Consider the following 22,755-nt stretch of genomic DNA (forward strand, 5'->3'; position numbering starts at 1 on the left):
CCGCCACAGGGGAGCGGGGGAACGGGCGCGTCGATCCGTCGCGACCCCTGGGACGGATACGGATCGTTCGTCGAACCGAACGATCCGGCGGCCGGGCGAACCTCACCCATCCTGGGCGGACCTCACCGTCCCACGCAGGGCGGAGCCGCCTCCCTGGCCTCCTTCGCCTCCCCGGCCTCGCCCGCCTCCCCCGTCTCCCCCGGTCCGGCCAGGTGCAGCCGCCGCTCGGCGCGGTACTGCAGCAGGAGCACCGAGCGCACCGGCTCCCCGCTGAGCGCGGTGTAGGAGTGCGGGAGCGAGGCGTCGAAGCCGATGTAGTCGCCCGGGTCGAGCTCCACCTCGCAGCGGCCCGCCCGGACCCGCAGCCGGCCGGACTGCACGATGGTGTGCTCGGTACCGGTGTGGCCGCCGGAGATCTGGGTGCCGTCGGTGCGCACCTGCTGGTCGTAGACCTCGAACACCACGTCACCGGCCTCGATCCGGCGCAGCGGGCGCAGGTCGACGCCGCGTCCGCTGAGCACCTCGGCGTCGGCCGCCCGGACCACCGTCACCTCGCCGGACGGCTGCCCCTCGACCAGGTCGGAGATCGGCACGCCGAGCACCCGGGAGAGCCCGAGGACGGTCTCCAGGGTGGGGTTCCCGGCGCCGGACTCCAGTTGGGAGAGCGTCGCCTTGCCGATCCCGGCCCGTCGGGAGAGCTCGGACAGCGAGAGTCCGTGCTGGGCCCGGATCCGCTTCAGGTTGGCGGCGAGGACCCCCCGCACCGATCCCTCGGAGTCGTTCATCCTCAGCCTCTTCTCTCCGGACGCCGTTCGATATACCGTACAAAACGCTTGTTGCGCACTCGGCAGGACAGCGTAGCGAAGCGCGCACCGTCTCCCCCTCCCCCCTCTGGAGAGTCCCCAGTGACCGAGCCGACCGGGCCCACCGAGCCGACCGAGCCCATCAAGTACCGCAAGAACGGCCTGACCCGCGGGGTCACCGAGGAACTCGCCCAGAACATGACCCAGGGCTGGGCCGACACCGAGCGCCACGCCCTGGAGCCGATCGCCCAGGCCGCGCACACCGAGCGCCGCCGGGCCGCGCTCTCCGCCGCCTTCCCCGGCGAGCTGCTGGTGGTCCCGTCCGGCAACCCCAAGGTGCGGGCCAACGACACCGACTACCCCTTCCGCCCCTCGTCCGACTACGTCTATCTGACCGGCGACCAGTCCCAGGACGCCGTGCTGGTCCTGGAGCCCGCCGGGGAGACCGGCCACCACGCCGTGCTCTACCTGCGCGACCGCTCCCGCACCGACAACGGCGAGTTCTGGCTGGACAACCACGGCGAGCTGTGGGACGGCCGCCGCAACAGCCTGACCGAGAGCGAGAAGCTGTTCGGCCTGCCCTGCCGGGACGTCCGCACCGTGCGCGCCGACCTGGCCGCGGCCACCGCACCGGCCCGGGTGCTGCGCCGGCACGACGCCGGGGTGGAGGCGGCCCTCCGGGAGGTGGCGGTCGACGAGCGGGACGCCGAGTTCGAGGTCTTCCTGTCCGGGATGCGCCTGGTCAAGGACGAGTTCGAGATCGCCGAGCTGCGCCTCGCCTGCGACGCGACCGCCCGCGGCTTCGAGGACGTGGTGCGCGTCCTCGGCACCGACACCGCGACGCCGGAGCGGCTGATCGAGGGGACGTTCTTCGTCCGGGCCCGGCTGGAGGGCAACGACGTCGGCTACAGCAGCATCGCCGCCGCCGGTCCCCACGCCACCACCCTGCACTGGGTCCGCAACACCGGCCAGGCCCGCCCCGGCGACCTGCTGCTGCTCGACGCGGGCGTGGAGACCAACGAGCTCTACACCGCCGACGTGACCCGCACCCTGCCGGTGTCCGGCCGCTTCACCGAGATCCAGCGGAAGGTCTACGACGCGGTGTACGCCGCCCAGGAGGCCGGCATCGCGGCGGTCGGGCCCGGCGCCGACTTCCGCGACTTCCACCACGCGGCCCAGCGCGAGCTGGCCGAACACCTCACCGCCTGGGGCCTGTTCGGCGACCTCACCGCCGACAAGGTGTACGAGCTGGGCCTGCACCGCCGGTTCAGCCTCGCCGGGACGGGCCACATGCTCGGCATCGACGTCCACGACTGCGCCCACTCCCGCACCGAGGAGCACCTCGACGGGCAGCTGCTGCCGGGCATGGTGCTCACCGTCGAGCCCGGCCTGTACTTCCAGCTGAACGACCTGACCGTGCCGCAGGAGTACCGCGGCATCGGCGTCCGGATCGAGGACGACATCCTGGTCACCGAGGACGGCAACGAGAACCTCTCCGCCGCCCTCCCCCGCCGCTCCGACGAGGTCGAGGCCTGGCTCGCCCACCTGCGCGGCTGACAGCTGACAGCTGACAGACGAAGGCTGACGGCCGACGGCCGACGCGCGGCCCCCGGCTCCCCGTCATCGGGTGAACCGGGGGCCGCGGCGACTCAGCCGTCCGCCAGCGGCTTGACCCAGCGGCTCCACTGGGGTTCGGGGTGGTAGCCGGCCGCCTGCCAGGTGCGGTGGCCGAGGGCGTTCTCGTCGAGCACCATGGCGTCGGCGCGGCGGCCGCCGAGGGCGGTGAAGCGCTGTTCGGCGGCGGCCAGCAGGGCGGCGCCGATGCCCTGGCGGCGGTGGGCGGGGTCGACGGCCAGGCGGTAGAGGTGGCAGCGCCAGCCGTCCCAGCCGGCGATCACGGTGCCGAGCGGGGTGCCCGGGTCGTCGGCCGCGGCGGCGACGATCAGGCACTCCGGGTCCCGGGCGAGCAGAGCGGCCACGCCCGCCTCGTCGTCGGTGATGCTGGTGCCCTTGGCGGCCCGGGCCCAGAGGTCGAGCAGGGCGGGGATCTCCTCGGGCGCGGCGGGGCGCAGCACGATCTGTGGGGTCATGTCGGCCTGTCTAGCAGGGTGTTCGGCCGGGCCGCCCGGCTTTTCGGATCATGGACAGTTCCGGATCACGGACGATTCGGATCGCGGACTTCTCGGGTCATGGACCTCCGGTCATGGACCTCTCGGGTCAGGCAAGCAGGCGCCACACCGTGGTGGTCTTGACCGAGGCGTCCTCCAGGTCCGCGACCACCGGCACCTGGTAGGCGGCCACCGCGGTGAAGCGGTCCCGGGGCAGGTAGGCGCGGCCCGGGTCGCCGACGATCACGGTGGCGCCGCGGGCGGCGGCGCGTTCCAGGAACGGCAGGAACCGGGCGGCCATGGCCCGTTCGTAGAACACGTCGCCGGCCAGCACCACATCGGCCGGGGCGCCGTCGCCGTCCACCAGGTCGACCAGCGCGCCCGTCACCCGGACGCCGTTGGCCTCGGCGTTGAGTCCGACGGCGGCCACCGCGTAGGCGTCGATCTCGGCCGCCCGGACGTCCCGTGCGCCGCGCAGCGCGGCCGCCACCCCGACCAGGCCGGATCCGGCCGCGATGTCCAACACCGCCTTGCCGTCGACCAGTTCGGGATGGTCCAGCACGTAGCGGGCGACCGCGACCCCGCCGGCCCAGGCGAACGCCCAGAACGGCGGCGGCAGTCCGGCCTCGCCGCGCTCGCGCTCGGTGGTCTCCCAGAGCGCGATGGCGTCCGGCGCCATGTGCAGGTGGATCTCGGGCACGAAGGGGACGGGCGTCAGTTCGGTCTCCCGCAGGATGAACGCCCGGTCGGTGTCCGCTTGATGAACTCGCAGCTCACTCGGCATGCCCCGCAGCATAGGGCCAGCCGACGCCCGGTCGCGCCGACTGCTCACACCACGCCCACGCCGGCCGCTCACACCGGTGGCTCACACCGGCCCGGCCGCCAGCGGGATCTCGGCGGTGAGCCGGGCGCCGGCCGGGGTCGGGGTGACGGTGAGGGTGCCGTGGTGGTGGCGGGCGATGTCGCGGGCGATCGGCAGGCCGAGCCCGGTGCCGCCGTGGTCGCGGGAGCGGGCGTCGTCGAGCCGGGTGAACCGCTCGAAGACCCGCTCGTGGTCGGCGGGCGGGATGCCGGGGCCGTCGTCCTCGACGTCGAGCAGGGCGAGGCCGCGCCCGGGGTCGGTGGCCAGCCGGACGTGCACGGCGGTGGCCGCGTGCCGCTCGGCGTTGTCCAGCAGGTTGGTGAGCAGCCGGCCGAGCCACAGCGGGATGCCGTCGACGGCGACCCCGGGGGCCAGGTCGGTGGTGCGCCGGTGCGGGCCGGAGGGGCGGGCCAGGACGGTGCCGGCGACCAGGTCGGTGAGGTCGATCCGCTGGCGGGGCCGGTCCTCGGCACCGCCCGCGTCGAGCCGGGCCAGCAGCAGCAGGTCGGTGGCGAGGTTCTGCAGCCGGTCGGTGTCCGCGAGGGCGCCGTGCACCAGCTCGGCCCGGACGGCCGGGTCCGGGTGGGTGTCGGCCACCTCCAGCTGGGTGCGCAACACCGCCAGCGGGCTGCGCAGTTCGTGCGAGGCGTCCGCGATGAACTGGCGCTGGCGGCGGCCGGAGGCCTCCAGCCGGTCGAGCATCGCGTTCATGGTGGCGGCGAGCCGGGCGATCTCGTCGGCGGTGCCCGGTTCGGGGACCCGGCGGTGCAGGTCCTGGCCGGTGATGGCGTCGACCTCGGCGCGGATCGCCTCCACCGGGCGCAGCGCCTGCCCGGTGACCTTCCAGGTGACCACCACCCCGGTGAGCAGCAGCAGCGGGCAGGTGACGGCCAGTCCGGCCTGGGTGATGTCCATGGCCTCGTCGGCGGCGCGCAGCGAGGCGCCCGCGTAGACGGTGACCGGGCCGGTCGTGGTGTCGGCGGTGACGGCGGTGAGCCGCTGGGGGTGGTGGTCGTAGAGCGGGTCGACCGCGTCGGTGGTGCGCGAGCCGGTGTGCCGCTCGGTGGCCAGCGCGGGGCGGCCGGCCAGGTTGGGGCTGGCCGCGAGCACGGCCCCGCGGGCGTCGACGACCTGGAGGAAGTCGGCGCCGTGGGCGGTGTGCAGGACGGCCGGCAGCCGCCCCTGGACGGCGAGTTGGGCGACCGACTCGGCCTGCTGGCGGGTCGCCGAGGCGGCCGAGGCGACCAGGTCGGCGTGCACGGCGGCGAGCAGTCCGGCCCCGGCCAGGGCGAGCGCGGCGGCCAGCACCGTACCGGCCGCGGCGGTGGCCCGGGCGCGCACCGTGCGCGGGACGAACCGGCCGGCCCAACGGGGGACGAACCGGTCGGCCCAACGGGGGACGAACCGGCCGGCCCGGCGCGGGAGTCGGGGCACCTCAGCCGCCCGCCGGGTCGAGCCGGTAGCCGGCGCCGCGCATGGTCTGCAGGGCGGCCCGGCCGAAGGGCGCGTCGATCTTGCGCCGCAGGGCGTGCACGTGCACCTCGACGATGCTCGGGTCGGCGTCGTGGTCGGCGTCCCAGACGTGGTCGAGGATCTCGCGCTTGGAGACCACCGTGCCGGCCCGGGCGGCCAGGTGCTCCAGGATCGCGAACTCGCGGGCGGTCAGGTGGGTGGGGGTGCCGGCCCGGGTGCAGGTGCGGGCGTTGGCGTCCAGGACCAGGTCGCCGAGGGTGTGCAGCCGGGGGCGCTGCTGGTCGATCCGGCGGTGCAGGGCGCGCAGCCGGGCGAGCAGCACCACGAAGGAGAAGGGTTTGGCGAGGTAGTCGTCGGCGCCGGTGTCCAGCGCCTCGGCCTCGTCCCACTCGCCGTCCTTGGCGGTGAGCATCAGGATGCCGGCCCGGCAGCCGCCGGCCCGCAGCCGGGCGCAGACCCGGTAGCCGTTGAGGCCGGGCAGCATGATGTCCAGGACGATCACGTCGTAGGGGTGGCGCTCGGCGAGGGCGAGGCCCTCGGGGCCGTTGTGGGCGGTGTCGACGGTGTGGCCGTCGGCCTCCAGTCCGCGCCGCAGCGCGGTGGCCATCCGCTGTTCGTCCTCCACGACGAGTATGTGCATCCGTTCAGGGTGCCAGGTGCGTCCGGGAACGTCCGAGCGGGCTTAAGCGGGGGTTCAGGTACGGTCCGCCATGATCACCGGGCGCGGCCCGGGCGGAACCGGGCCGGGAGCCGATCGCAGCCCCGAGGCAAGGAGCACGCCCGATGACCGATCCGCTGTCGTCCCCCGTCCCGCCCGCCGGGGAGGAGCCGGAGATTCCCGACGTGCCGCCGCTCGAACCCCGGCGCCGCCGCGTCCAGCGGCTGCGTGCCTGGACGGGCGGGCGGGAGCGGCGGATGGCCGCCGGGCTGGTGACGGTGGCGCTGCTGGGCGCGGGCGGGCTGGCGGTCGCGGTGGCGGCGCACGAGGGCTACGGGGAGCGCGGGCACCGCGAGGCGGCCGCCCTGGCCGGGGACGGCGCCGGGTACGGGGCCGGGCACGGCCATCGACAGGGGCACGGGCGCGGACACGGGAACGGGGCCGGGGATGGGTCCGGGGACGGCGGGGCGCCCGCCGCGCTGCCCGCGGTCGCGGCCTCCGCCGCGCTGGAGAAGGCCCAGGCGGCCGTGCCCGGCGGCCGGGTCGAGTCGCTGCGCAGGGTGGGCGAGCAGGGCGGCGGCGCGGCCTGGGCGGTGACCGTGGTCGGCCCGGACGGCGTGCGCCACCTGGTGACGGTGGACGGCTCCGGCGGGCAGCTCACCTCGAACACCGTCGTCTCCGGCACGGCCGCCTCGGGCACGGCCGTCTCCGACACCGCCTTCGACGACTCGGAGCGCTGAGATGGCCCACTCGTCCGTACCGACGACGCCCCGCCCCGCAGCTCCCGGTGACACCCTTCCCGGTGACACCCTTCCCGGTGACACCCGGGCCACCGCCGGCGCCAGCAAGGTCCCCGCCGTGGACGGCTGGTTCTGGGTGGTGAAGGTGCTCACCACCGGCATGGGCGAGACCCTCTCCGACTTCCTCGCCCACACCGTCGGCCCGGTCCCCGCGGTGGCCGCGGCCGGGCTGCTGCTGGCCGTGGTGCTGCTGGTGCAGCTGCGGACCGGCCGCTGCCGGACCGGGCTGTACTGGGCGGTGGTGGTGCTGGTCAGCGTGTTCGGCACGATGGTCGCCGATGTGGCGCACGTCGCGCTCGGCGTCCCGTACGCGCTGTCGGCGGGCTCGCTGGCGGTGGCGCTGGCGGCGCTGTTCGTGCTCTGGCACCGGGTGGAGGGCTCGCTGGCGATCGACCGGGTGACCGGGCTGCGCCGGGAGCTGTTCTACTGGGCGGCCGTGCTGCTGACCTTCGCCCTGGGCACCGCGCTCGGCGACCTGACGGCGGCCACCCTCCAGCTCGGCTACCTGGTCGCGGGCCTGGGCTTCGCGGTGCTGATCGCGATCCCGGCGGTGGCCGCCGGGGCCCGCTGGGTGGGCCCGGTGGCGGGCTTCTGGTGGGCGTACGTGCTGACCCGCCCGCTGGGCGCCTCGTTCGCGGACTGGCTGGGCGTCGGGGCCGACCGCGGCGGTCTGGCGCTGGGCACCGGCCCGGTCAGCCTGGGTCTGGCGGTGCTGATGGCGCTGGCGCTGGTGCTGTCCGCACGGGCCGACCGCCGGTCGGCGGCTGGACTCTCCGCCCACTGACCGTCTACATTTCTGTAGACGTCGGAGGCGCACGACATCACCCCCCGGACAGCCGTGCGCCTCCGACCTCGTCGTTCCGGCGGCCCGCCGGCCCGCTCAGCCGGCCCGCTCAGCGGGGCCGCTCGTCGACCACCCGCTTGATCTTCCCGACCGAGCGCTCCAGCGTGTACGGGTCCACCACCTCGACCGCGACCGTCACGCCCACCCCGTCCTTGACCGCCCGGACGACCGCCTCCCGGGCCGCCTCGCGCAGGTCGGCGGGCGCCTCCGGCCGGGCCTCCACCCGTACGGTCAGGTGGTCCAGCCGCCCCTGCCGGGTCAGCCGCAGCTGGAAGTGCGGGGCCACCCCCGGGATGCGCAGCAGGATCTCCTCGATCTGGGTCGGGAACAGGTTCACCCCGCGCAGGATGATCATGTCGTCGCTGCGCCCGGTGACCTTCTCCATCCGCCGGAAGGCCGGCCGCGCGGTGCCGGGCAGCAGTCGGCTGAGGTCGCGGGTGCGGTAGCGGATGACCGGCAGCGCCTCCTTGGTGAGCGAGGTGAAGACCAGCTCGCCGCTCTCCCCCTCGGGCAGCACCTCGTCGGTGAAGGGATCCACCACCTCCGGGTAGAAGTGGTCCTCCCAGATGTGCAGCCCGTCCTTGGTCTCCACGCACTCCTGGGCGATGCCGGGGCCGACCACCTCGGAGAGGCCGTAGATGTCGACGGCGTGCAGGTCGAGCCGTTCCTCGATCTCCCGCCGCATCTCCTCCGTCCAGGGTTCGGCGCCGAAGATGCCGATCCGCAGCGAGCTGGCGCGCGGGTCCAGGCCCTGCTTCTCGAACTCGTCCAGCAGGGTGAGCAGGTAGGACGGGGTGACCATGATGACCTCCGGCCGGAAGTCCTGGATCAGCTGCACCTGGCGGGCGGTCATGCCGCCGGAGGCCGGGATGACCGTGCAGCCGGCCCGTTCGGCGCCGTAGTGGGCGCCCAGGCCGCCGGTGAACAGTCCGTAGCCGTACGCGATGTGCACCTTGTGGCCGGGCCGGCCGCCGGCCGCGCGGATCGAGCGGGCAACCACGTCGGCCCACATGGAGAGGTCGTTCTCGGTGTAGCCGACCACGGTCGGGCGCCCGGTGGTGCCGCTGGAGGCGTGGATCCGGCGGACCCGCTCCATCGGGACGGCGAACATGCCGAAGGGGTAGCCCTCGCGCAGGTCGGCCTTGGTGGTGAAGGGGAAGCGGGCGAGGTCGTCCAGCGTCCGGCAGTCCTCGGGGCGCACCCCGGCGGCGTCGAACTTGCGGCGGTAGAGCTCGACGTGGTCGTAGGCGTGCCGCAGGGTGGCTTGGAGCCGGTCGAGCTGGTGGGCCCGCAGTTCGTCGACGCCCATCCGCTCGCCGGCGTCCAGCAGGGCGGGAGGAATGCGCTCCCCCAGGCGTCGGTCCGGGTGGGGTGCGCTGCCGGTCATCGTCGCTCCTCCGCTGGTCGGCCGGGGCCGAACGGCCAACCGATCGTTCGGTCAGGCCAAGCCCAGGCCAAGTAATCCAGCACCCGAACCACCTGTCAAGGGATGCCGCAACGGTTCCGGAATGTGAACTTCCGACGCGTTCGTGGCGGGGCCGTGCCCGCCGCTTGGATGGCCGATATGAAAATCATTACGGAAGTTTGACTCTGCGGCGGCCTCCACCGGCCCGGACGCATGGTTCAGTAGTGCGGCTTCTCCCCTGCACCCCGGAGTGATCACCTTGGCCTCGACCCCTGCGCTGGTCAGCGCGCTGCGTGAGCTCGGCGACCGGCCCGCCGTCGTCGCCGACGGACGCGCGATCAGCGGCATCGGCCTGCTGCTCGGCGTCTCCCCGCCGGGCGGCCTGCCCCGGGCCCTCGCCGAACGCGTCGCCGAACACGCCGCCCTGCCGCCCTCCACCGCCCGCGCCGCCGAGGAACGGCTGCGGCACTGGGCCGGCGTTCTCGGCCCGCCGCCGATCCGGCACACCGTGCTGCACCCGGCCACCGACCTCGCCGTCGAACTCGCCCTGGCCACCCTGCTGGCCGGCGGCACCGTGCACTGCGCCGACCCCGAACTGCGGCCCGAGGAGCAGCTCAGCGCCCTCGCCGCCAACGGCACCACCCACCTCAGCCTGCCCTCCGCCCTGCTCTGGCGGCTCAGCCGGCAGCCCGGCCTGACCGACCACGACCTCGGCGACCTGCGGCTCGTCCTGCACGTCGGGCCCGAACCCCGCCAGGACGACGTCTACGCCGCCGTCGACGCGCTCGGCGCCGTGCTCGCCCACGTCCGCGCCCCCGACAGCCAGGCCGAGGCCGCCGACCGCCGGCTGCGCGCCGACACCGAGGCCGCCACCGCCGCCGCCTGGAAGCACAGCATCGGCCTCACCGCCGAACAGATCACCGGCTTCGGCGCCCACCTCGACCGGGCCGTGCTCACCGCCCTGCTGCACGCCCTCCAGCAGGCCGGGGTGCTCACCGACCCCCAGCACGGCTGCTCCGAGGCCGAACTCCTCGCCACCGCCCAGGTCACCCCCGCCCAGCGCCCCCGGGTCGGCCGCTGGCTCGACGCGCTCGCCCGGCACGGCCTGATCACCCGCCGGGACGGCGGCGCCCAGGGCCCGGTCTACTCCGGTGCGCCCGAACTGAGCTCCGCCGAGGTCCGGGACGCCTGGCGGCCCGCCACCGAGGCCTGGGCCGACGGCCTCGGCACCGGCGCCGTCCTCGACCGGGTCCGCCGCGGCGCGCTGCGGCTGCCCAAGCTGCTCAGCGGTGAGGAGGCGCCCCGCGCGGCCGCCGCCCCGGTCCGCTGGACCGCCGCCCGCGGCTACCTCGGCACCGCGCTCGGCGCCCTGGTCCGCGCCACCGGCGAGGCCCACCGCGGGCCGCAGCCGCTGCGGGTGCTCGAACTCGACCGCGACGGCGCAGAGACGGCGATCACCCGGGCCCTCGCCGCCCGGCCCCGGCAGAACGTCGACCACCACCTCGCCCCGGACGGCGGGCGCTACGACGTGGTGGTCGCCACCGCCGTCGGCAGCCCGGCGGAGGAGGTCCCGGCGCTGGTCGGCCTGCTCGCCGCCGGCGGGCGCCTGCTGCTGCTCGCGCCCGTCACCGAGCAGCTCGACCTGCTGATCACCGGCGACTCCCGGGGTCTCACCGCCCACCCGGCCGACGACTGGCGGGCCGCCCTCACCGCCGCGGGCTGCCCGACCGTGCTCACCCTGCCGGAGGACGGGCACCCGATGGGGCTGCTGGGGCAGGGGCTGTTCGTGGCGCGGGTGGACTGAACGCGGGTGGACTGAGCCCGGGTGGACTGGGCGCGGGTGGACTGAGCCCGGGTGGACTGAGGACCGGCCGGGCCGAGGGGCGGGTGCGTCGGCCGGGTCGCGGCTACCATCGGGCGCATGGCCGCTCCCGCCTCCTCGCGCTCGATCCGCTCCCGGGCCTCGCTCGGCTCCGTCGCCTCCCTCGGGTCCATCGGCTCCCTGCTGTCCATCGGCTCGATCGGATCCGTGCTCTCGATCGGATCCGTCGGCAGCGTGCTGTCCATCGGCTCGGCCGGCTCGGTGGTCAGCGCCTTCTCGGCGTGCTCCTGGCTCAGCGTCGGCTCGCTGCTGTCGGTGCGCTCGCGCTGGTCCCTCCGGGGCCGGCGCCCGCAGCGGGGGCCGTCCGTGGCCGACCGGTGAAGCCGGGTCACGTACCACCACCCGATCCGTACCATTTCGATACCGAAGCCCGGGTGAGCTGCGGGAATCCTCGCCGCGCGGGGCGGTCCCCGGGTAGGCTCCGGACAGTCCTCCGGGCCCTCGTACGGGCGGCGGCGCGCCGCCCGTGCCGTGTCTCCGGGGGCGGACCCCCGCGGGCCACTCGGTGGGCCCCGCGCACTCGACACCGCGCGCCAGTGCAGTCGCGCGAACGGCGAAGGGCATCGCTTTGGCGGATCGGCTCACCGGAGGAGACTCCTCGCTGCTGCGGCGGATCAACGCGGCGGTCACGCTTCGGGCGCTGCGGACCGGCCACTCGGTGACCCTCACTCAGCTCGTCGGCGAGACCGGGCTCTCCCGGCCGACCGTCGAGGGCGTGATCGAGGGCCTGGTCGATACCGGGCTCGTGGCCGAGGTCGAACAGCCCCGGGAGGACGGCCAGCCGGGCACCGGCCGCCGCGGCCGCCCGGCCCGCTGGTTCCGTTTCCGGGCCGAAGCCGGACACATCCTCGGCATCGAGATCGGCGTGCACGACATCCGGGTCATCCTCGCCGACCTCACCGGCGAGGTGGTGGGCAGTCACTTCAAGCCCGTCGACGAGACCCTGGAGGCCGAGGACCGGCTCTCCGCCGTCCGCACCGCCGTCGCCGAGGTGCTGCGCAAGGCCGGCATCTCCCGGGACAACCTGTGGGCCGTCGGCATCGGCACCCCCGGCATCGTCGACCGCGAGGGCACCGTCCGGCTCGGCACCGCGATGCCCGGCTGGACCGGCCTCGACCTCGGCGCCCGGCTGCGCCGTTCCTTCCGCTGCCCGGTCCTGATCGAGAACGACGCCAACCTCGCCGCCATCGCCGAACACTGGCAGGGCTCCGCGGTCGGCGCCGACGACGTGGTCTTCGTGATGGCCGGCCTCAGCCCCGGTGCCGGCTCGCTCATCAACGGCCGGCTGCACCGCGGCTACGGCGGCGCGGCGGGCGAGATCGGCGCCCTGCACCTGCTCGGCCAGGAGGTCACCCCGGAGCGGCTGCTCTCCACCACCGGCAAGCCGCTCAACCCCCTGGACGAAGCCGCCGTCGCCCGGGTCCTGCGACTGGCCCGGGAGGGCGACGAGGTCGCCAAGGTCGCCATGGACCGCTTCCTCACCCGCCTCGTCCAGGGCGTCGCCGCCCTGGTCCTCGCCATCGACCCCCAGCTGGTGGTGATCGGCGGCTGGGCCGCCGGCCTGGACGGCGTCCTGGAGCCGCTGCGCGAACGCCTCGCCCAATTCACCCTGCGGGCACCGGAGGTGGCGCTCGCGGCGCTGGGCTCCGAGGTCGTCTCGATGGGCGCCCTGCGGGTCGCCCTGGACCACGTCGAGGACCAGCTCTTCGCCGTCGACCCGCCCCGGGTGTGAGGGCTACGGGGCGGCGTACTCGGGGTCGGTCAGGTCGATGGTCAGCGTGTTGTCCCGGTTGTTGGTGAACGTCGCCAGCGGCCACTCGACGTCGATCCGGACGAACTCGTTGGCCAGCAGGTGCACCACCCAGACCAGGTTCCGGTCGGCGTCCAGCCGCGCGAAGAACCCGTCGGACCCGTGGGAACCGCCGCCGCTGCACAGATGGCCCGCGCCGTCCGGGAGTTCGGCCTCCGCGAACACGTCGGCCCCCGTCGTCCACTCCGGGTCCTCCGCCAGCAGGGCGTCCAGGTCGAGCGCTCCGCCCAACCCGTAGCCCGTCAGGTTCGAGGAGTCGCAGTCCGCCGCCTCCCGCCCGGTGCCGTCGGCCCGGAACAGCCCGCATTCGATGGGCACTTCACCCGCACGCCACAACTCGACGATCCTGGTCACCGCTCCAGGTATAGCCGATCCCGGCCGCGCCCGCTCCGAATATCCGGCGGCCACACGACGCCAACGACACCGGCCCGGAGGCCAGTTGGCGCTGGGCTACGGGGCGGCGTACTCGGGGTCGGTCAGGTCGAGGGTGAGGGTGCTACCCCAGTCGTTGACGAAGTGCGCCGACGGCCATTCCACGGTGGCCCGCAGGAACGGGTTGCCGGTCGAGGTGGTCAGCAGCCACACCAGCTCACGGTCCGGGCCGAGTCGGGCGATGAAGCCGAGGTGCCCCAGGCCGCCGTCGCCGCACTGCAAGTAGCCTCGACCATCCGGCAGTTCGGTCTCGCTATTGAGGGAGAGATCAGGCTCGCCCGACGACGGCTCGGCTGCCAGCTCCGCCACATCCACCGGGTCGCCCAGCTCCAGCCGGAGGTGTTCCGGTCCGTCGAACTCCGCCTCGCGGGCCGTGCCGTCCGCCCGGAACAGGCAGTCGAACGCCAGCACTTCGCCCCTTGCCCACCACTCCAGCACCGGGTTCACCGGCCACCCCCTCCTGAGTCCGTCTCCCGCACGGTAACCAGCCATCGGGGTGGCGGTCAACGACACCGGCCCGGACGCCAGTTGGGCGTCCGGGCCGGTGTCTGAGGGTGTCGGGAAGTGGTTCAGGAGGCGGTGCGGACCTCGGAGGTCGCACCGACCGGGGTGACCTCGACCAGGCCGGTCCCGCCGAAGGTCAGCTTGCAGGTGTCCGCCCGGTAGGTGGCGACGGCGAGCGCCACCAGGCGGCCGGCCGCGGCGTACTGGGTGGTCATGACCAGCACCGGGGTGCCCGGGGGGCGCTCCAGCAGCACGGCCTCGTCGGCCTCGGCGACGCCGAGCTCGACGGAGCGAGACTCGCCGTCGACGTCCAGGCGCTCCAGCTGGCGCAGCACCGAACGGGCGCGGTCGCTCTCGGCGCGGAAGCCGGGCAGGTGCGGCAGGGCGGCGGCCGGGACGTGCAGGGACTCCGAGGCCATCACCCGGCCCTCGACCAGGCGGACCCGGCGGACGGTGTGCACGGTGGCACCCTCGGTGATGCCGAGGCCCTTGGCCAGCTGCGCGGAGGCGGGGGCGGAGGTGCAGTCCACCGTGCGCCAGGCCTGGCTGCGGCCGACGCCGGGCCAGCCCTCCTCCTGCCGGTTGACCGGGACGCCGACCCGCGGCGCGGCGATCAGGGTGCCGATGCCCCGGCGGCGGACCAGTCGGCCCTCCAGCTCCAGCTGGTCCAGGGCCTGCCGCAGCGTGGCCCGGGCGACCCCGAAGCGGGCGGAGAGCTCGCGCTCGTTCGGCAGGACCTGGCCGGTGGAGAACTCCGTGTCGATGGCCCGCAGCAACACCGTGCGCAGGTGCCAGTACTTCGGCTCCGGCACCGCCGAGAGCTGTCCTGTCGTCCCCACCGTGTCCTCCACCCTGCTGTTGTCCGCCCTACGACAAGGAGGGCGGATCCCCGGCCCGCTGCCCGCTGTTGCGGCAGGTGGGAGAGCGGGCCTTTATCCGTCCTTCTTTATTAAAGGTCCTTGCAGTAAGTGACCCTAGGTGCTCCGTCCGGAGATGGTCAAGACCAATGGCACGGCTTGACGGGGCCGTCGCGAACATTAATGCCACGTTCACGACAGCTCTTCCCGGGCCTCCCGGAGCAGCTCACGACAGCTCGGCACCGCGCGCCGGACTTCGGGGCGGGCCGGGCCAGTGGGTAGGCTGCCCGGGTGATCGTGGTGACGAGTGTGAACGTAAACGGAATCCGGGCGGCGGCCAGGAAGGGCTTCGTCGAATGGCTGGCCGGCACCGAGGCTGACGTGATCTGCCTCCAGGAGGTGCGCTCGGAGCCCGGGCAACTGCCCGTCGAGCTGCGCGACCTGGACGGCTGGCACGCGCTCTGGGCCCCGTCGGTCGCCAAGGGCCGGGCCGGCGTCGCGATCCTCTCCCGCCGGGAGCCGCAGCGCAGCGTCATCGGCTTCGGCTCGGAGGAGTTCGACGACACCGGCAGGTACGTCGAGATCGACCTGCCGGGGCTGACCGTCGCCAGCCTCTACCTCCCCTCCGGCGAGGTCGGCACCGAGCGCCAGGAGGAGAAGGAACGCTTCATGGCGGAGTTCCTGGTGCACCTCACCGCCCTGCGGGCCCGCGCCGCCGCCGACGGCCGCGAGGTCGTGGTCTGCGGCGACTGGAACATCGCCCACCGGCCCGAGGACCTCAAGAACTGGAAGGCCAACCAGAAGTCCGCCGGCTTCCTCCCCGAGGAACGCGCCTGGCTCTCCCGCGTCTACGACGAGGCCGGCTACGTCGACGTCGTCCGCGCCCTCCACCCCGACCGCACCGGCCCCTACTCCTGGTGGTCCTACCGCGGCCGCGCCTTCGACAACGACTCCGGGTGGAGGATCGATCTCCAGGTCGCGACCCCCGGCCTGGCCGCCAAGGCGGTCGAGGCCTACGTCGAACGCGCCGAGACCCACGCCGAGCGCTGGAGCGACCACGCGCCGGTGACGGCCGTGTTCGATCTCGACGAACTCTCCTGAGTCTGCCGGGTACTACGGCGGCCCGGCGCGGTCGGGCCGCCGCCCTCGACACTCCTTCGAGTGACCGGCTACGGGCCGGCCGCCCGGGAGAATCGAACGTGCCGCCCGGCGGTCCTGGGCTCCCGGCCGTGACCGTCCCCCACAGTCGATCCCGCCGCAGTCCGTCCCCCCGCAGTCGCGAGGGCGGTCGGCCCGGGCTTGTCGGTGGGGCTCGCTAGCGTTCGTCTCCGGATCATCAGTGCGAGGAGAGGGGCGGGGCTGTGCGGCGCTGGGAGTTCGTCGAGGGCGGCTCGGACAAGTTCTGGGAGGCCGCGGTCGACGGTGCCGCGGTGACGGTGCGGTACGGGCGGTGCGGTACGGACGGGCGGGAGCAGGTCAAGGCGTTCCCGACGGTGAAGGAGGCGCGGGCACACTTCGCCAAGGTGGTCGCCGAGAAGGAGCGCAAGGGCTACCGCGAGATCGGTGCGGGGGCGGGTACGGAGCCCGATGCGGCGGCGATTCCGGTGCCCGTGGTGCAGGCCGGCGTGTCCGCGCCCACGGCCGAGGCCCCCGGTCCCGGGGACGAGGACGTCTTCGTCATGCCGGACGCCTGGCGTCGGGCCCTGATCCCGCGCCGGGGCGGCATTCCCCGCAAGCCGTCCGCGCCGGGGAAGGAGCCGGTGACCTCGTACCGCGACGGACTGCGGCAGATGGGGGACTGGCTGGAGCAGACGCTCACCTCGGAGCGCAGTGACCCCGAACTGGTCGCGGCCGCCCGCGCCCACCGGTCCGGCAGCCGGGACCCGCTCGGTGCGGCGGTGCTCGCCGCCGTGTTCTCGTATCCCAGCAACAACGACGTCCGCGTCGCCGTGGACGCCTGGGTGGCCGAGTTCGGCCTGCCGTTCGCGGCCAGGGCCACCGTCGAGCTGTTCACGACGGCCGTCGAGACCGACTGGATCCACCAGATGTCCGTCCACCCCCGTGTCCGGCGCGGGGCCAACCACAGGCACGGCAGGATCCGTCCCGCCGCGGACCGGGTCCGGTCGCTGCTGGCGGACTGCGACGAGGAGACCCACCGCGCGGCGGTCGAGGCCCTGGCGGGCTGCCGGAACGACCTGACCCACCGGGTGGTGGCGGCGTACCTGGTGCCGTCCGAGACCGCCTGGGTCGAGGAGTGCGTCGCGTCGGGCTCCCGGCTGGCCGTCGTCGAGTGGTCGATGCTGCTGTGCTCGCTCTCCTCGGCGGAACCGCTGGAGAAGCTCCCCCCGCTGCCGAGCCTGAGCTATGACGGTTGGTCCGCCGAGATCATCGCGACCGTGGCGGAGGGCCTCGGCGGCGACCTGGCACCGGTGCTGCTGCACGACCTGACCACCAGCTACCACCACAAGGACGGCAAGAAGCGGATCCTGGACGCGCTCGCCGAGCTCCCCTCCGACCAGGGCTTCCGGGGGCTCCTGGCCCAGCAGGACGGCATCAAGTCCACCCGCGCCGCCCTCATGGCCGGTCTCCGCCGCTTCCCCCGGCGGGCGCTGCGCCTGCTCGCCGAGGCCGCGGTGGCCCCCACCGCCCCGGCCGCGCAGCAGCTCGCCCGGCAGCTCCTCACCGGCCACGTCGCCGTCCACCGCACGATCGCGCTCGAACTGCTCCCGGAGCTGACGCCCGAGCAGGCGGCCCTGGTCGAGCCGCTCACCGACCTCGGCGAGCGGGTGCCGGAGGTCGGCCCCGATTCGCTGCCGGAGCTGTTCACCAGCCCGCCGTGGACGCGGCCGCGCTCCACGGCCAGGCCCCGCGTGCTGACCGACCTCAGCGCGCCTCGGGAACCGCAGATGCGGTGGCTGCCGGGTGAGCGCGAGGCATGGGCGTCGAGCACCGAGCCCTGGTACACGAGCTGGTCGGAGGAGGACTGGCAGCGGGTCGCGGCCACGATCCGGGCCAGGATCGGGCAACCCGAGGACGCGCGGCTGCGCGACGGACAGCACGCCGAGCTCGCGCTGTTCGCCTACGGCGACGAGGAGTTGGCCCGGCCCCTGCTCGCGCAGTGGCGCGTCGGTGAGCGCATCTGGCACTCCGGGGACTCCCTGCGCCGAGTCGCCGCCCGCTTCGGGACGGACGCCGTCGAACCTCTCCGGGCCGCCGCGGTGGGGAACCCGGCCACGCACGCGCCCCTGCTGCTGCCGTACCTGGACGTGCGGGTGGCCGAGACCATGGCGGACTGGCTGGTGCGCCTCAAGTCGGCCGGGAGCACCGCGCGTTCCTGGTTCGCCCGGCACGGCCTGGACGCGGCGCGGCTGCTGGTGCCCGCCGCGACCGGCAAGGCCGGGGCGGCCCGACGCGGCGCCGAGCAGGCCCTGCGGGTGATCGCCGAGACGCACGGCGCGCAAGCGGTGCGGGCCGTGGCCGGGGAGTACGGGCCGAAGGCGGAGGAGGCCGTGGCCACGCTGCTGTCGGCCGACCCGCTGGTGACCGCGCTCCCGGCGAAGCTTCCCCCGCCCTGCGACTGGACGGAGCCGGTGATGCTGCCGCAGCTGCTGGTGCGCGGCGGCCGGGCCGCCCTGCCCGCCGAGGCGGTGCGGCACGTGCTCACCATGCTCGCGCTGTCGCAGGCCGGGGCGTTCTACCCAGGCCTCGATCAGCTGGCGGAGGTGTGCGAGCCACAGTCGTTGACGGAATTCTGCTGGGCGGTGTTCGAGCAGTGGCGGCTGGCCGGCATGCCCGCCCAGGACGGGTGGGCGCTGCACGTGCTCGGCCGGTTCGGTGACGACGGGACGGTCCGCCGGCTGACGCCGGTGCTGCGGGCGTGGCCCGGCGAGGGGGCGCACCACCGGGCCGTGGACGGTCTGGAGGTGCTGGCCGCCATCGGCACCGACGTCGCCCTGCTGCATCTGCACGGCATCGCGCAGCGGGTGAAGTTCAAGGCCCTCAAGACCCGGGCGCAGGAGAAGATCGCCGAGGTGGCGGCCGGTCTCGGCCTGTCCGGGGAGCAGCTGTCCGACCGTCTGGTGCCGGATTTCGGGCTGGAGGCCGACGGGACGACGGTCGTCGACTACGGCTCCCGGAGATTCACGGTGGGTTTCGACGAGCAGTTGAAGCCGTTTGTGCTGGATGCGGCCGGTGTGCGTCGCAAGGATCTTCCGGTGCCAGGGGCGCGGGACGACGCCGAGCTGGCGCCGGCCGAGCGCAAGCGCTTCGCGGCGTTGAAGAAGGACGTCCGCACCGTGGCGGGGGATCAGATCCGCCGCCTGGAGGAGGCGATGGTCAGCCAACGCTCTTGGACGGCGCAGGAGTTCGAGCAGCTGTTCGTCGGGCATCCGCTGCTGTGGCACCTGGTGCGTCGCCTGGTCTGGCTGGCCGGGACGGACGGCACGGTGACGGCGTTCCGGGTCGCCGAGGACCGCACCCTGGCGGACCTCCGGGACGAGACGTTCGCCCTGCCCGCCGGGGCCTCCGTCCGGCTGGCCCACCCACTGCTGCTCGGGGACGAGCTCGCCGCCTGGTCGGAGCTGTTCGCCGACTACGAGATCCTGCAGCCGTTCCGCCAGCTCGGCCGAACCGTGTACGCGCTGACCGACGAGGAGCGGGCCGGCCACCGCCTGACCCGCTTCGAGAACGGCCCCGTGCTGCCCACCGCCCGACTGGTCGGCATGGAACGGCGCGGCTGGCAGCGCGGCGAGCCCCAGGACAACGGCGTCGAACGCTGGCTGTCCCGCCGGGTCGGGCCCGACCTCTATGTGGTGATCGCCCCGGAGGAGGGCATCGCGGTCGGCATGCACGACTCGTACCCCGAGCAGCAGCTGGAAACGGTGTGGCTCGACAAGCGCCCGGACGACTACTGGACCCTCAACCGGACCTTCCCGACCTTCGCCGAACTGGACCCGGTCATCGCCTCCGAGGTGATCGCCGACCTCACCGAGCTGACCACGCTGTGACACCCCGCCGCCCTCTCGACCACCACCCCGGGGTTCCGGCGGACGGGGTCAGTCCACCGCGGCCGGGGTCGGGGTGGTGGTCGGGGCCGGGTCGGCGGTGGTGATGCGGCGGGCGACGGCCGGGCCGAGGAGGAGTTGGGCGACGGCGGCGAGCAGGCCGATGGCGGCGCAGGTGAGCCAGAGGGCGGCGGAGCCGTGGTCGAGCAGCCAGGCGCCGACGACCGGGGCGGGCAGGCCGCCGAGGGACCAGGCGAAGCCGTAGGCGCCGCTGTAGCGGCCGCGCAGGTGGGGCGGTGCGAGGGCGACGGCGGTGGCCGCGCTGGCGCCGGTGAAGGCGATCTCGCCGAGCGACCAGAGCACGGTGGTGAGGCTGTAGCCGAAGACCGAGGAGGCCAGGGCGTTGAGGCCGAAGCCCAGGCCGACCAGCACCATGCCGACGGTCAGCACCCGGTTGGGGTTGGCCCGGCTCAACCGTCCGACGGCCAGCGGCTGGACGACGCTGATCACCACGCCGTTGACCGCCATCGCCGTACCGAAGGCGGCGGGCGACAGGCCGTCGGCCCGCATCGCCAGCGGGAGGGTGGACATGGTCTGCATGTAGACGAAGGCGTAGCCGCCGGTGATCAGGATGAAGGCGCACATCACCCGGTCGCGCAGCACCGCGCCGAAGCCGGAGCCGGCGGTGGAGCCGTCCGGCCCGGTCGGGGCCGGGGCGGGCGGGGCGGCACGGTCGTCGACGGCGAACCAGACCAGCAGCCCGAAGGCGGCGCAGGTGGCCGAGTTGACCCAGAACAGCGTGCTGAAGCCGAGGGCGACCAGCGCCCCGCCGATCAGCACACCGGCCGTGTAGCCGAGGTTGACCGCCCAGAACAGCAGGCCGTACGCGCGGGTGCGGTCCCGTTCCGGGATGAGGTCGGCGACCAGTGCGGTGGAGGCGGGGCGGTAGACGTCGATCGCCAGGCCGAGCAGGAACAGTTCGACGGCGAAGGCGTACAGGCTGCTGCTGAGCGCGATCGTGACCATCAGGGCCGCACTGGTGAGCATCCCGCCCAGCAGGGTGGCGCGCCGGCCGAAGCGGTCGGCCAGCCAGCCCGCGATGAGCTGGGAGAAGAGCATGCCGACCGCGAAGACGGTCAGCAGAGTGCCGGCCACGGCGGTGGAGAAGCCGCGGCCGCTCGTCAGGTACAGCGCGAAGAAGGGCTGCACCATGGTGCCGATGCGGTTGACCAGGGTGCCGACCCACAGGGCCCAGAAGGCTCTCGGCATCCCGCTCAGGCCGGCCTTCAGCCGGGGCGCAGCGGATGTCGGGATCCAGGTCAACAGCTGTGTCAGCACCTGGTCATCCTCCTCAGTTCACGAACGACGGGCAACCCCGGGGCCGCGGGCGGCGGACCGTCCCGCGGGCCCCGGAGTGGAACCTGACGGACTGTCAGGAATGGGAAAGGCGTCAGGACTTGACGTGCACCCGGGTCAGGTTGGGGAAGGAGTACAGCGAGCTGATGAACAGGCCGCCAACCTGCGGGCCGACCAGGGAGAACTGGCGCTTGTAAAAGACCGGGATCAGCGGCGCGTGCTCGGTCATGATCTCCTGGTCCAGCTCGGCGTAGCCCTGGGCCGCGGCGGACCGGTCGGTCTCCTTGCCCAGTGCGGCGAGGCGCCGGCTGATCTCCGGGTCGTCGAAGTAGGAGAGGTTCATGTTGCCCGTCTCGGCGAGCCGGTCGCCGCGGAAGAGCACGTCCATCACTCCGGCCGGGTCCGGGAAGTCCGGGCCCCACACGCCCCAGATCAGGTCGACGTCGGTGTCCCGGCGGCCGACCGTGCTGTAGTAGGCGGCCCGGTCGACCGGGACGAGTTCGATCTCGAAGCCGGCCCGCTCCAGCCCGGTCTTGACCACCGGCGCGAGCTTGCGCAGCGGGGCGATGTCCTGGAAGGCGTACCGCAGCTTCGGCACCTCCTTGCCGGCCAGCAGCTGCTTGGCCTTCTCCGGGTCGCCGTTCGGGCCGGTCGGGTAGGCGTCGTACGGGCGGTAGCCGGGCAGCAGCGGGGCCAGGATGGTGGTCGCGGGCTCGGCCGCGGCCGGGCCGCCGGCCGCCTCGACGTAGGAGTCCCGGTCGAAGGCGTAGATCAGCGCCCGGCGCACGTCGGGGTCGGGGACCCGCTGGGTGTTGATGTAGACGTACATCGCGTAGGCGGTCGGGCCGTCGAGCACCCGCTCCAGCTTCCGCGGGTCGACCTGGATGGCGAGGATGTCCGCCGGGGCCACGTCGGTGGTCGCGATCGAGGTGGCGTCGGCCTCGGTGGGCTCGGCCAGGCGCTCGGTCTGGGCGGTGCGGTCGACGCCGAACTCCCAGCGGACCTCGTCGACGTACTGCCGGCGGATCGGGTCGCTCGCGGGCGACCAGTGCGGGTTGCGCTCCAGCAGGATGTACTCGCCGGGCTGCTCCTCCTTGCGCCGGTAGGGGCCGGTGGACAGCCAGGTCGTCTCGTACTCCGCGCCGGGGGCCCGGTCCGCGGGCACCGGCGTGGTGGTGGTGGTCGCCGCGAAGAACGGGAAGTCGGGGTACGGCTCGCTGAGCCGGAAGACGATGGTGCGGGCGTCGGGGGTGGTCACCCCGGGGGCGGGCCGGCCGTCCTGGCCCGGGCCCCGGTAGGTGCGCTCGGGGTCCAGTGCGCGCTGGATGAACTGCGGCCCGTAGTCGCCGAGTTCGGAGAAGGAACGGGCGACCGCGTGGGCGACGTCGGCCGAGCTGATCGGGGTGCCGTCCTCGAAGGCCAGGCCGTCGCGCAGGGTGTAGGTCCAGGTCAGACCGCCGTCGAGGGTGCGGCCCGCGTCGGTCGCCAGGTCGCCGACCAGGGTGAGCACACCGTTGTCCGGGTCCTCCACGTAGCCGGTCAGGGCGCGGTGGAAGAACGCCGTCGCCACGGCGAGGGTGGTGCCGATGTAGGTCTGCGCCGGGTCCATGTGCTCGGGCGGGGCGTCCGCGAGCAGGGTGACGGACCCGCCGCGCCGGGCGCCGGGCACCTCGGAGGCGGGTGCGGTCGCGGCGCCCTGGTGGTCGATCACGAGGCGCTGGCCCACCGGGAGGGAGGTGCGCTCGGCGTCCAACGCCGGGCCGCGCAGTTCCGGGGAGTCACCCTGGTTGGTCACGGTCGATCGGTCCTTCGTTCTGGTCGGCGCGCTGCCGACGGTGAGATGGGGTGAACGGGGTGGGGAAGGAGCTCCGGGGCCGGCCGGCCGGGAGGGCGGCCGGCGGATCCCGGTGCGCCCTCCTCGGCGGGTGCCCCGGCCGGTGGCGTCGGGACGCGGCTCG

The 22,755-nt window shown here is 74.1% G+C and carries 19 protein-coding genes; 8 read left to right on the plus strand and 11 right to left on the minus strand.

Annotated elements, in window-relative coordinates:
• Window positions 1–122: 122 nt before the first annotated feature.
• The gene (locus ACIP4P_RS16180; protein ID WP_400918562.1) at window positions 123–785 is read right to left on the minus strand and encodes a helix-turn-helix domain-containing protein; all 663 of its coding nucleotides are present in this window, start codon (window positions 783–785) and stop codon (window positions 123–125) included.
• Between the two features lie 120 nt (window positions 786–905).
• Between ACIP4P_RS16180 and ACIP4P_RS16185 the strand changes: the two genes are divergently transcribed.
• Window positions 906–2,360: an aminopeptidase P family protein gene (locus tag ACIP4P_RS16185; RefSeq protein WP_400918565.1), complete on the plus strand. Its 1,455-nt coding sequence runs from the start codon at window positions 906–908 to the stop codon at window positions 2,358–2,360.
• 92 nt (window positions 2,361–2,452) lie between these two features.
• Here ACIP4P_RS16185 and ACIP4P_RS16190 read toward each other — a convergent pair whose 3' ends face one another.
• The 4 genes from ACIP4P_RS16190 to ACIP4P_RS16205 all read right to left on the minus strand — a co-directional run bounded on the left by ACIP4P_RS16190 (window position 2,453) and on the right by ACIP4P_RS16205 (window position 5,886).
• Window positions 2,453–2,893: a GNAT family N-acetyltransferase gene (locus ACIP4P_RS16190; protein ID WP_400918568.1), complete on the minus strand. Its 441-nt coding sequence runs from the start codon at window positions 2,891–2,893 to the stop codon at window positions 2,453–2,455.
• A gap of 127 nt (window positions 2,894–3,020) precedes the next feature.
• Window positions 3,021–3,695: a class I SAM-dependent methyltransferase gene (locus ACIP4P_RS16195; RefSeq protein WP_400918571.1), complete on the minus strand. Its 675-nt coding sequence runs from the start codon at window positions 3,693–3,695 to the stop codon at window positions 3,021–3,023.
• A gap of 81 nt (window positions 3,696–3,776) precedes the next feature.
• Window positions 3,777–5,207, minus strand: a complete 1,431-nt coding sequence (locus ACIP4P_RS16200) for a sensor histidine kinase (RefSeq protein ID WP_400918574.1) — start codon at window positions 5,205–5,207, stop codon at window positions 3,777–3,779.
• Window position 5,208: 1 nt separating this feature from the next.
• Window positions 5,209–5,886 (minus strand): response regulator transcription factor, encoded by a 678-nt coding sequence (locus ACIP4P_RS16205; RefSeq protein ID WP_350514084.1) that lies wholly within the window; start codon window positions 5,884–5,886, stop codon window positions 5,209–5,211.
• 143 nt (window positions 5,887–6,029) lie between these two features.
• Between ACIP4P_RS16205 and ACIP4P_RS16210 the strand changes: the two genes are divergently transcribed.
• Entirely contained in the window at window positions 6,030–6,644 is a 615-nt protein-coding gene (locus ACIP4P_RS16210) for a hypothetical protein (protein WP_400918578.1), read from the plus strand.
• Window position 6,645: 1 nt separating this feature from the next.
• Window positions 6,646–7,488 (plus strand): hypothetical protein, encoded by an 843-nt coding sequence (locus ACIP4P_RS16215; RefSeq protein WP_400918581.1) that lies wholly within the window; start codon window positions 6,646–6,648, stop codon window positions 7,486–7,488.
• Between the two features lie 109 nt (window positions 7,489–7,597).
• On the opposite strand, the gene paaK is transcribed toward ACIP4P_RS16215, so the two are convergent.
• A complete protein-coding gene (paaK, locus tag ACIP4P_RS16220; RefSeq protein ID WP_400918584.1) occupies window positions 7,598–8,935 on the minus strand; it encodes a phenylacetate--CoA ligase PaaK in 1,338 nt (445 codons plus the stop codon).
• Between the two features lie 277 nt (window positions 8,936–9,212).
• On the opposite strand from paaK, the gene ACIP4P_RS16225 reads away from it, so the two are divergent.
• From ACIP4P_RS16225 to ACIP4P_RS16235, 3 genes are all read left to right on the plus strand, one after another.
• Window positions 9,213–10,757, plus strand: coding sequence for a hypothetical protein (locus tag ACIP4P_RS16225; RefSeq protein ID WP_400918587.1), 1,545 nt, complete (start codon window positions 9,213–9,215; stop codon window positions 10,755–10,757).
• Between the two features lie 117 nt (window positions 10,758–10,874).
• Window positions 10,875–11,156, plus strand: a complete 282-nt coding sequence (locus ACIP4P_RS16230; RefSeq protein ID WP_400918590.1) for a hypothetical protein — start codon at window positions 10,875–10,877, stop codon at window positions 11,154–11,156.
• Window positions 11,157–11,403: 247 nt separating this feature from the next.
• A complete protein-coding gene (locus ACIP4P_RS16235; protein WP_400918593.1) occupies window positions 11,404–12,567 on the plus strand; it encodes an ROK family protein in 1,164 nt (387 codons plus the stop codon).
• 3 nt (window positions 12,568–12,570) lie between these two features.
• On the opposite strand, the gene ACIP4P_RS16240 is transcribed toward ACIP4P_RS16235, so the two are convergent.
• The 3 genes from ACIP4P_RS16240 to ACIP4P_RS16250 all read right to left on the minus strand — a co-directional run bounded on the left by ACIP4P_RS16240 (window position 12,571) and on the right by ACIP4P_RS16250 (window position 14,420).
• A complete protein-coding gene (locus tag ACIP4P_RS16240; RefSeq protein WP_400918595.1) occupies window positions 12,571–12,999 on the minus strand; it encodes a hypothetical protein in 429 nt (142 codons plus the stop codon).
• A 96-nt stretch (window positions 13,000–13,095) separates the two neighbouring features.
• Entirely contained in the window at window positions 13,096–13,524 is a 429-nt protein-coding gene (locus ACIP4P_RS16245; RefSeq protein WP_400918598.1) for a hypothetical protein, read from the minus strand.
• Between the two features lie 122 nt (window positions 13,525–13,646).
• On the minus strand, window positions 13,647–14,420 hold the full coding sequence (locus ACIP4P_RS16250; RefSeq protein WP_400918601.1) for a GntR family transcriptional regulator: 774 nt from the start codon (window positions 14,418–14,420) through the stop codon (window positions 13,647–13,649).
• Window positions 14,421–14,738: 318 nt separating this feature from the next.
• On the opposite strand from ACIP4P_RS16250, the gene ACIP4P_RS16255 reads away from it, so the two are divergent.
• Together ACIP4P_RS16255 and ACIP4P_RS16260 are read left to right on the plus strand one after the other, a co-directional pair.
• A complete protein-coding gene (locus ACIP4P_RS16255; RefSeq protein WP_400918903.1) occupies window positions 14,739–15,539 on the plus strand; it encodes an exodeoxyribonuclease III in 801 nt (266 codons plus the stop codon).
• Between the two features lie 260 nt (window positions 15,540–15,799).
• Window positions 15,800–19,444: a WGR and DUF4132 domain-containing protein gene (locus ACIP4P_RS16260; RefSeq protein ID WP_400918604.1), complete on the plus strand. Its 3,645-nt coding sequence runs from the start codon at window positions 15,800–15,802 to the stop codon at window positions 19,442–19,444.
• A 48-nt stretch (window positions 19,445–19,492) separates the two neighbouring features.
• Here ACIP4P_RS16260 and ACIP4P_RS16265 read toward each other — a convergent pair whose 3' ends face one another.
• Both ACIP4P_RS16265 and ACIP4P_RS16270 read right to left on the minus strand, forming a co-directional pair.
• Window positions 19,493–20,779 carry an MDR family MFS transporter gene (locus tag ACIP4P_RS16265; protein ID WP_400918607.1) on the minus strand — a complete coding sequence of 429 codons (1,287 nt, stop codon included), beginning with the start codon at window positions 20,777–20,779 and terminating at the stop codon, window positions 19,493–19,495.
• 112 nt (window positions 20,780–20,891) lie between these two features.
• Entirely contained in the window at window positions 20,892–22,592 is a 1,701-nt protein-coding gene (locus ACIP4P_RS16270) for an ABC transporter substrate-binding protein (RefSeq protein WP_400918610.1), read from the minus strand.
• Window positions 22,593–22,755: the final 163 nt, after the last annotated feature.

This window comes from Kitasatospora sp. NPDC089509 (assembly GCF_044749365.1).
Taxonomy (GTDB): Bacteria; Actinomycetota; Actinomycetes; order Streptomycetales; family Streptomycetaceae; genus Kitasatospora.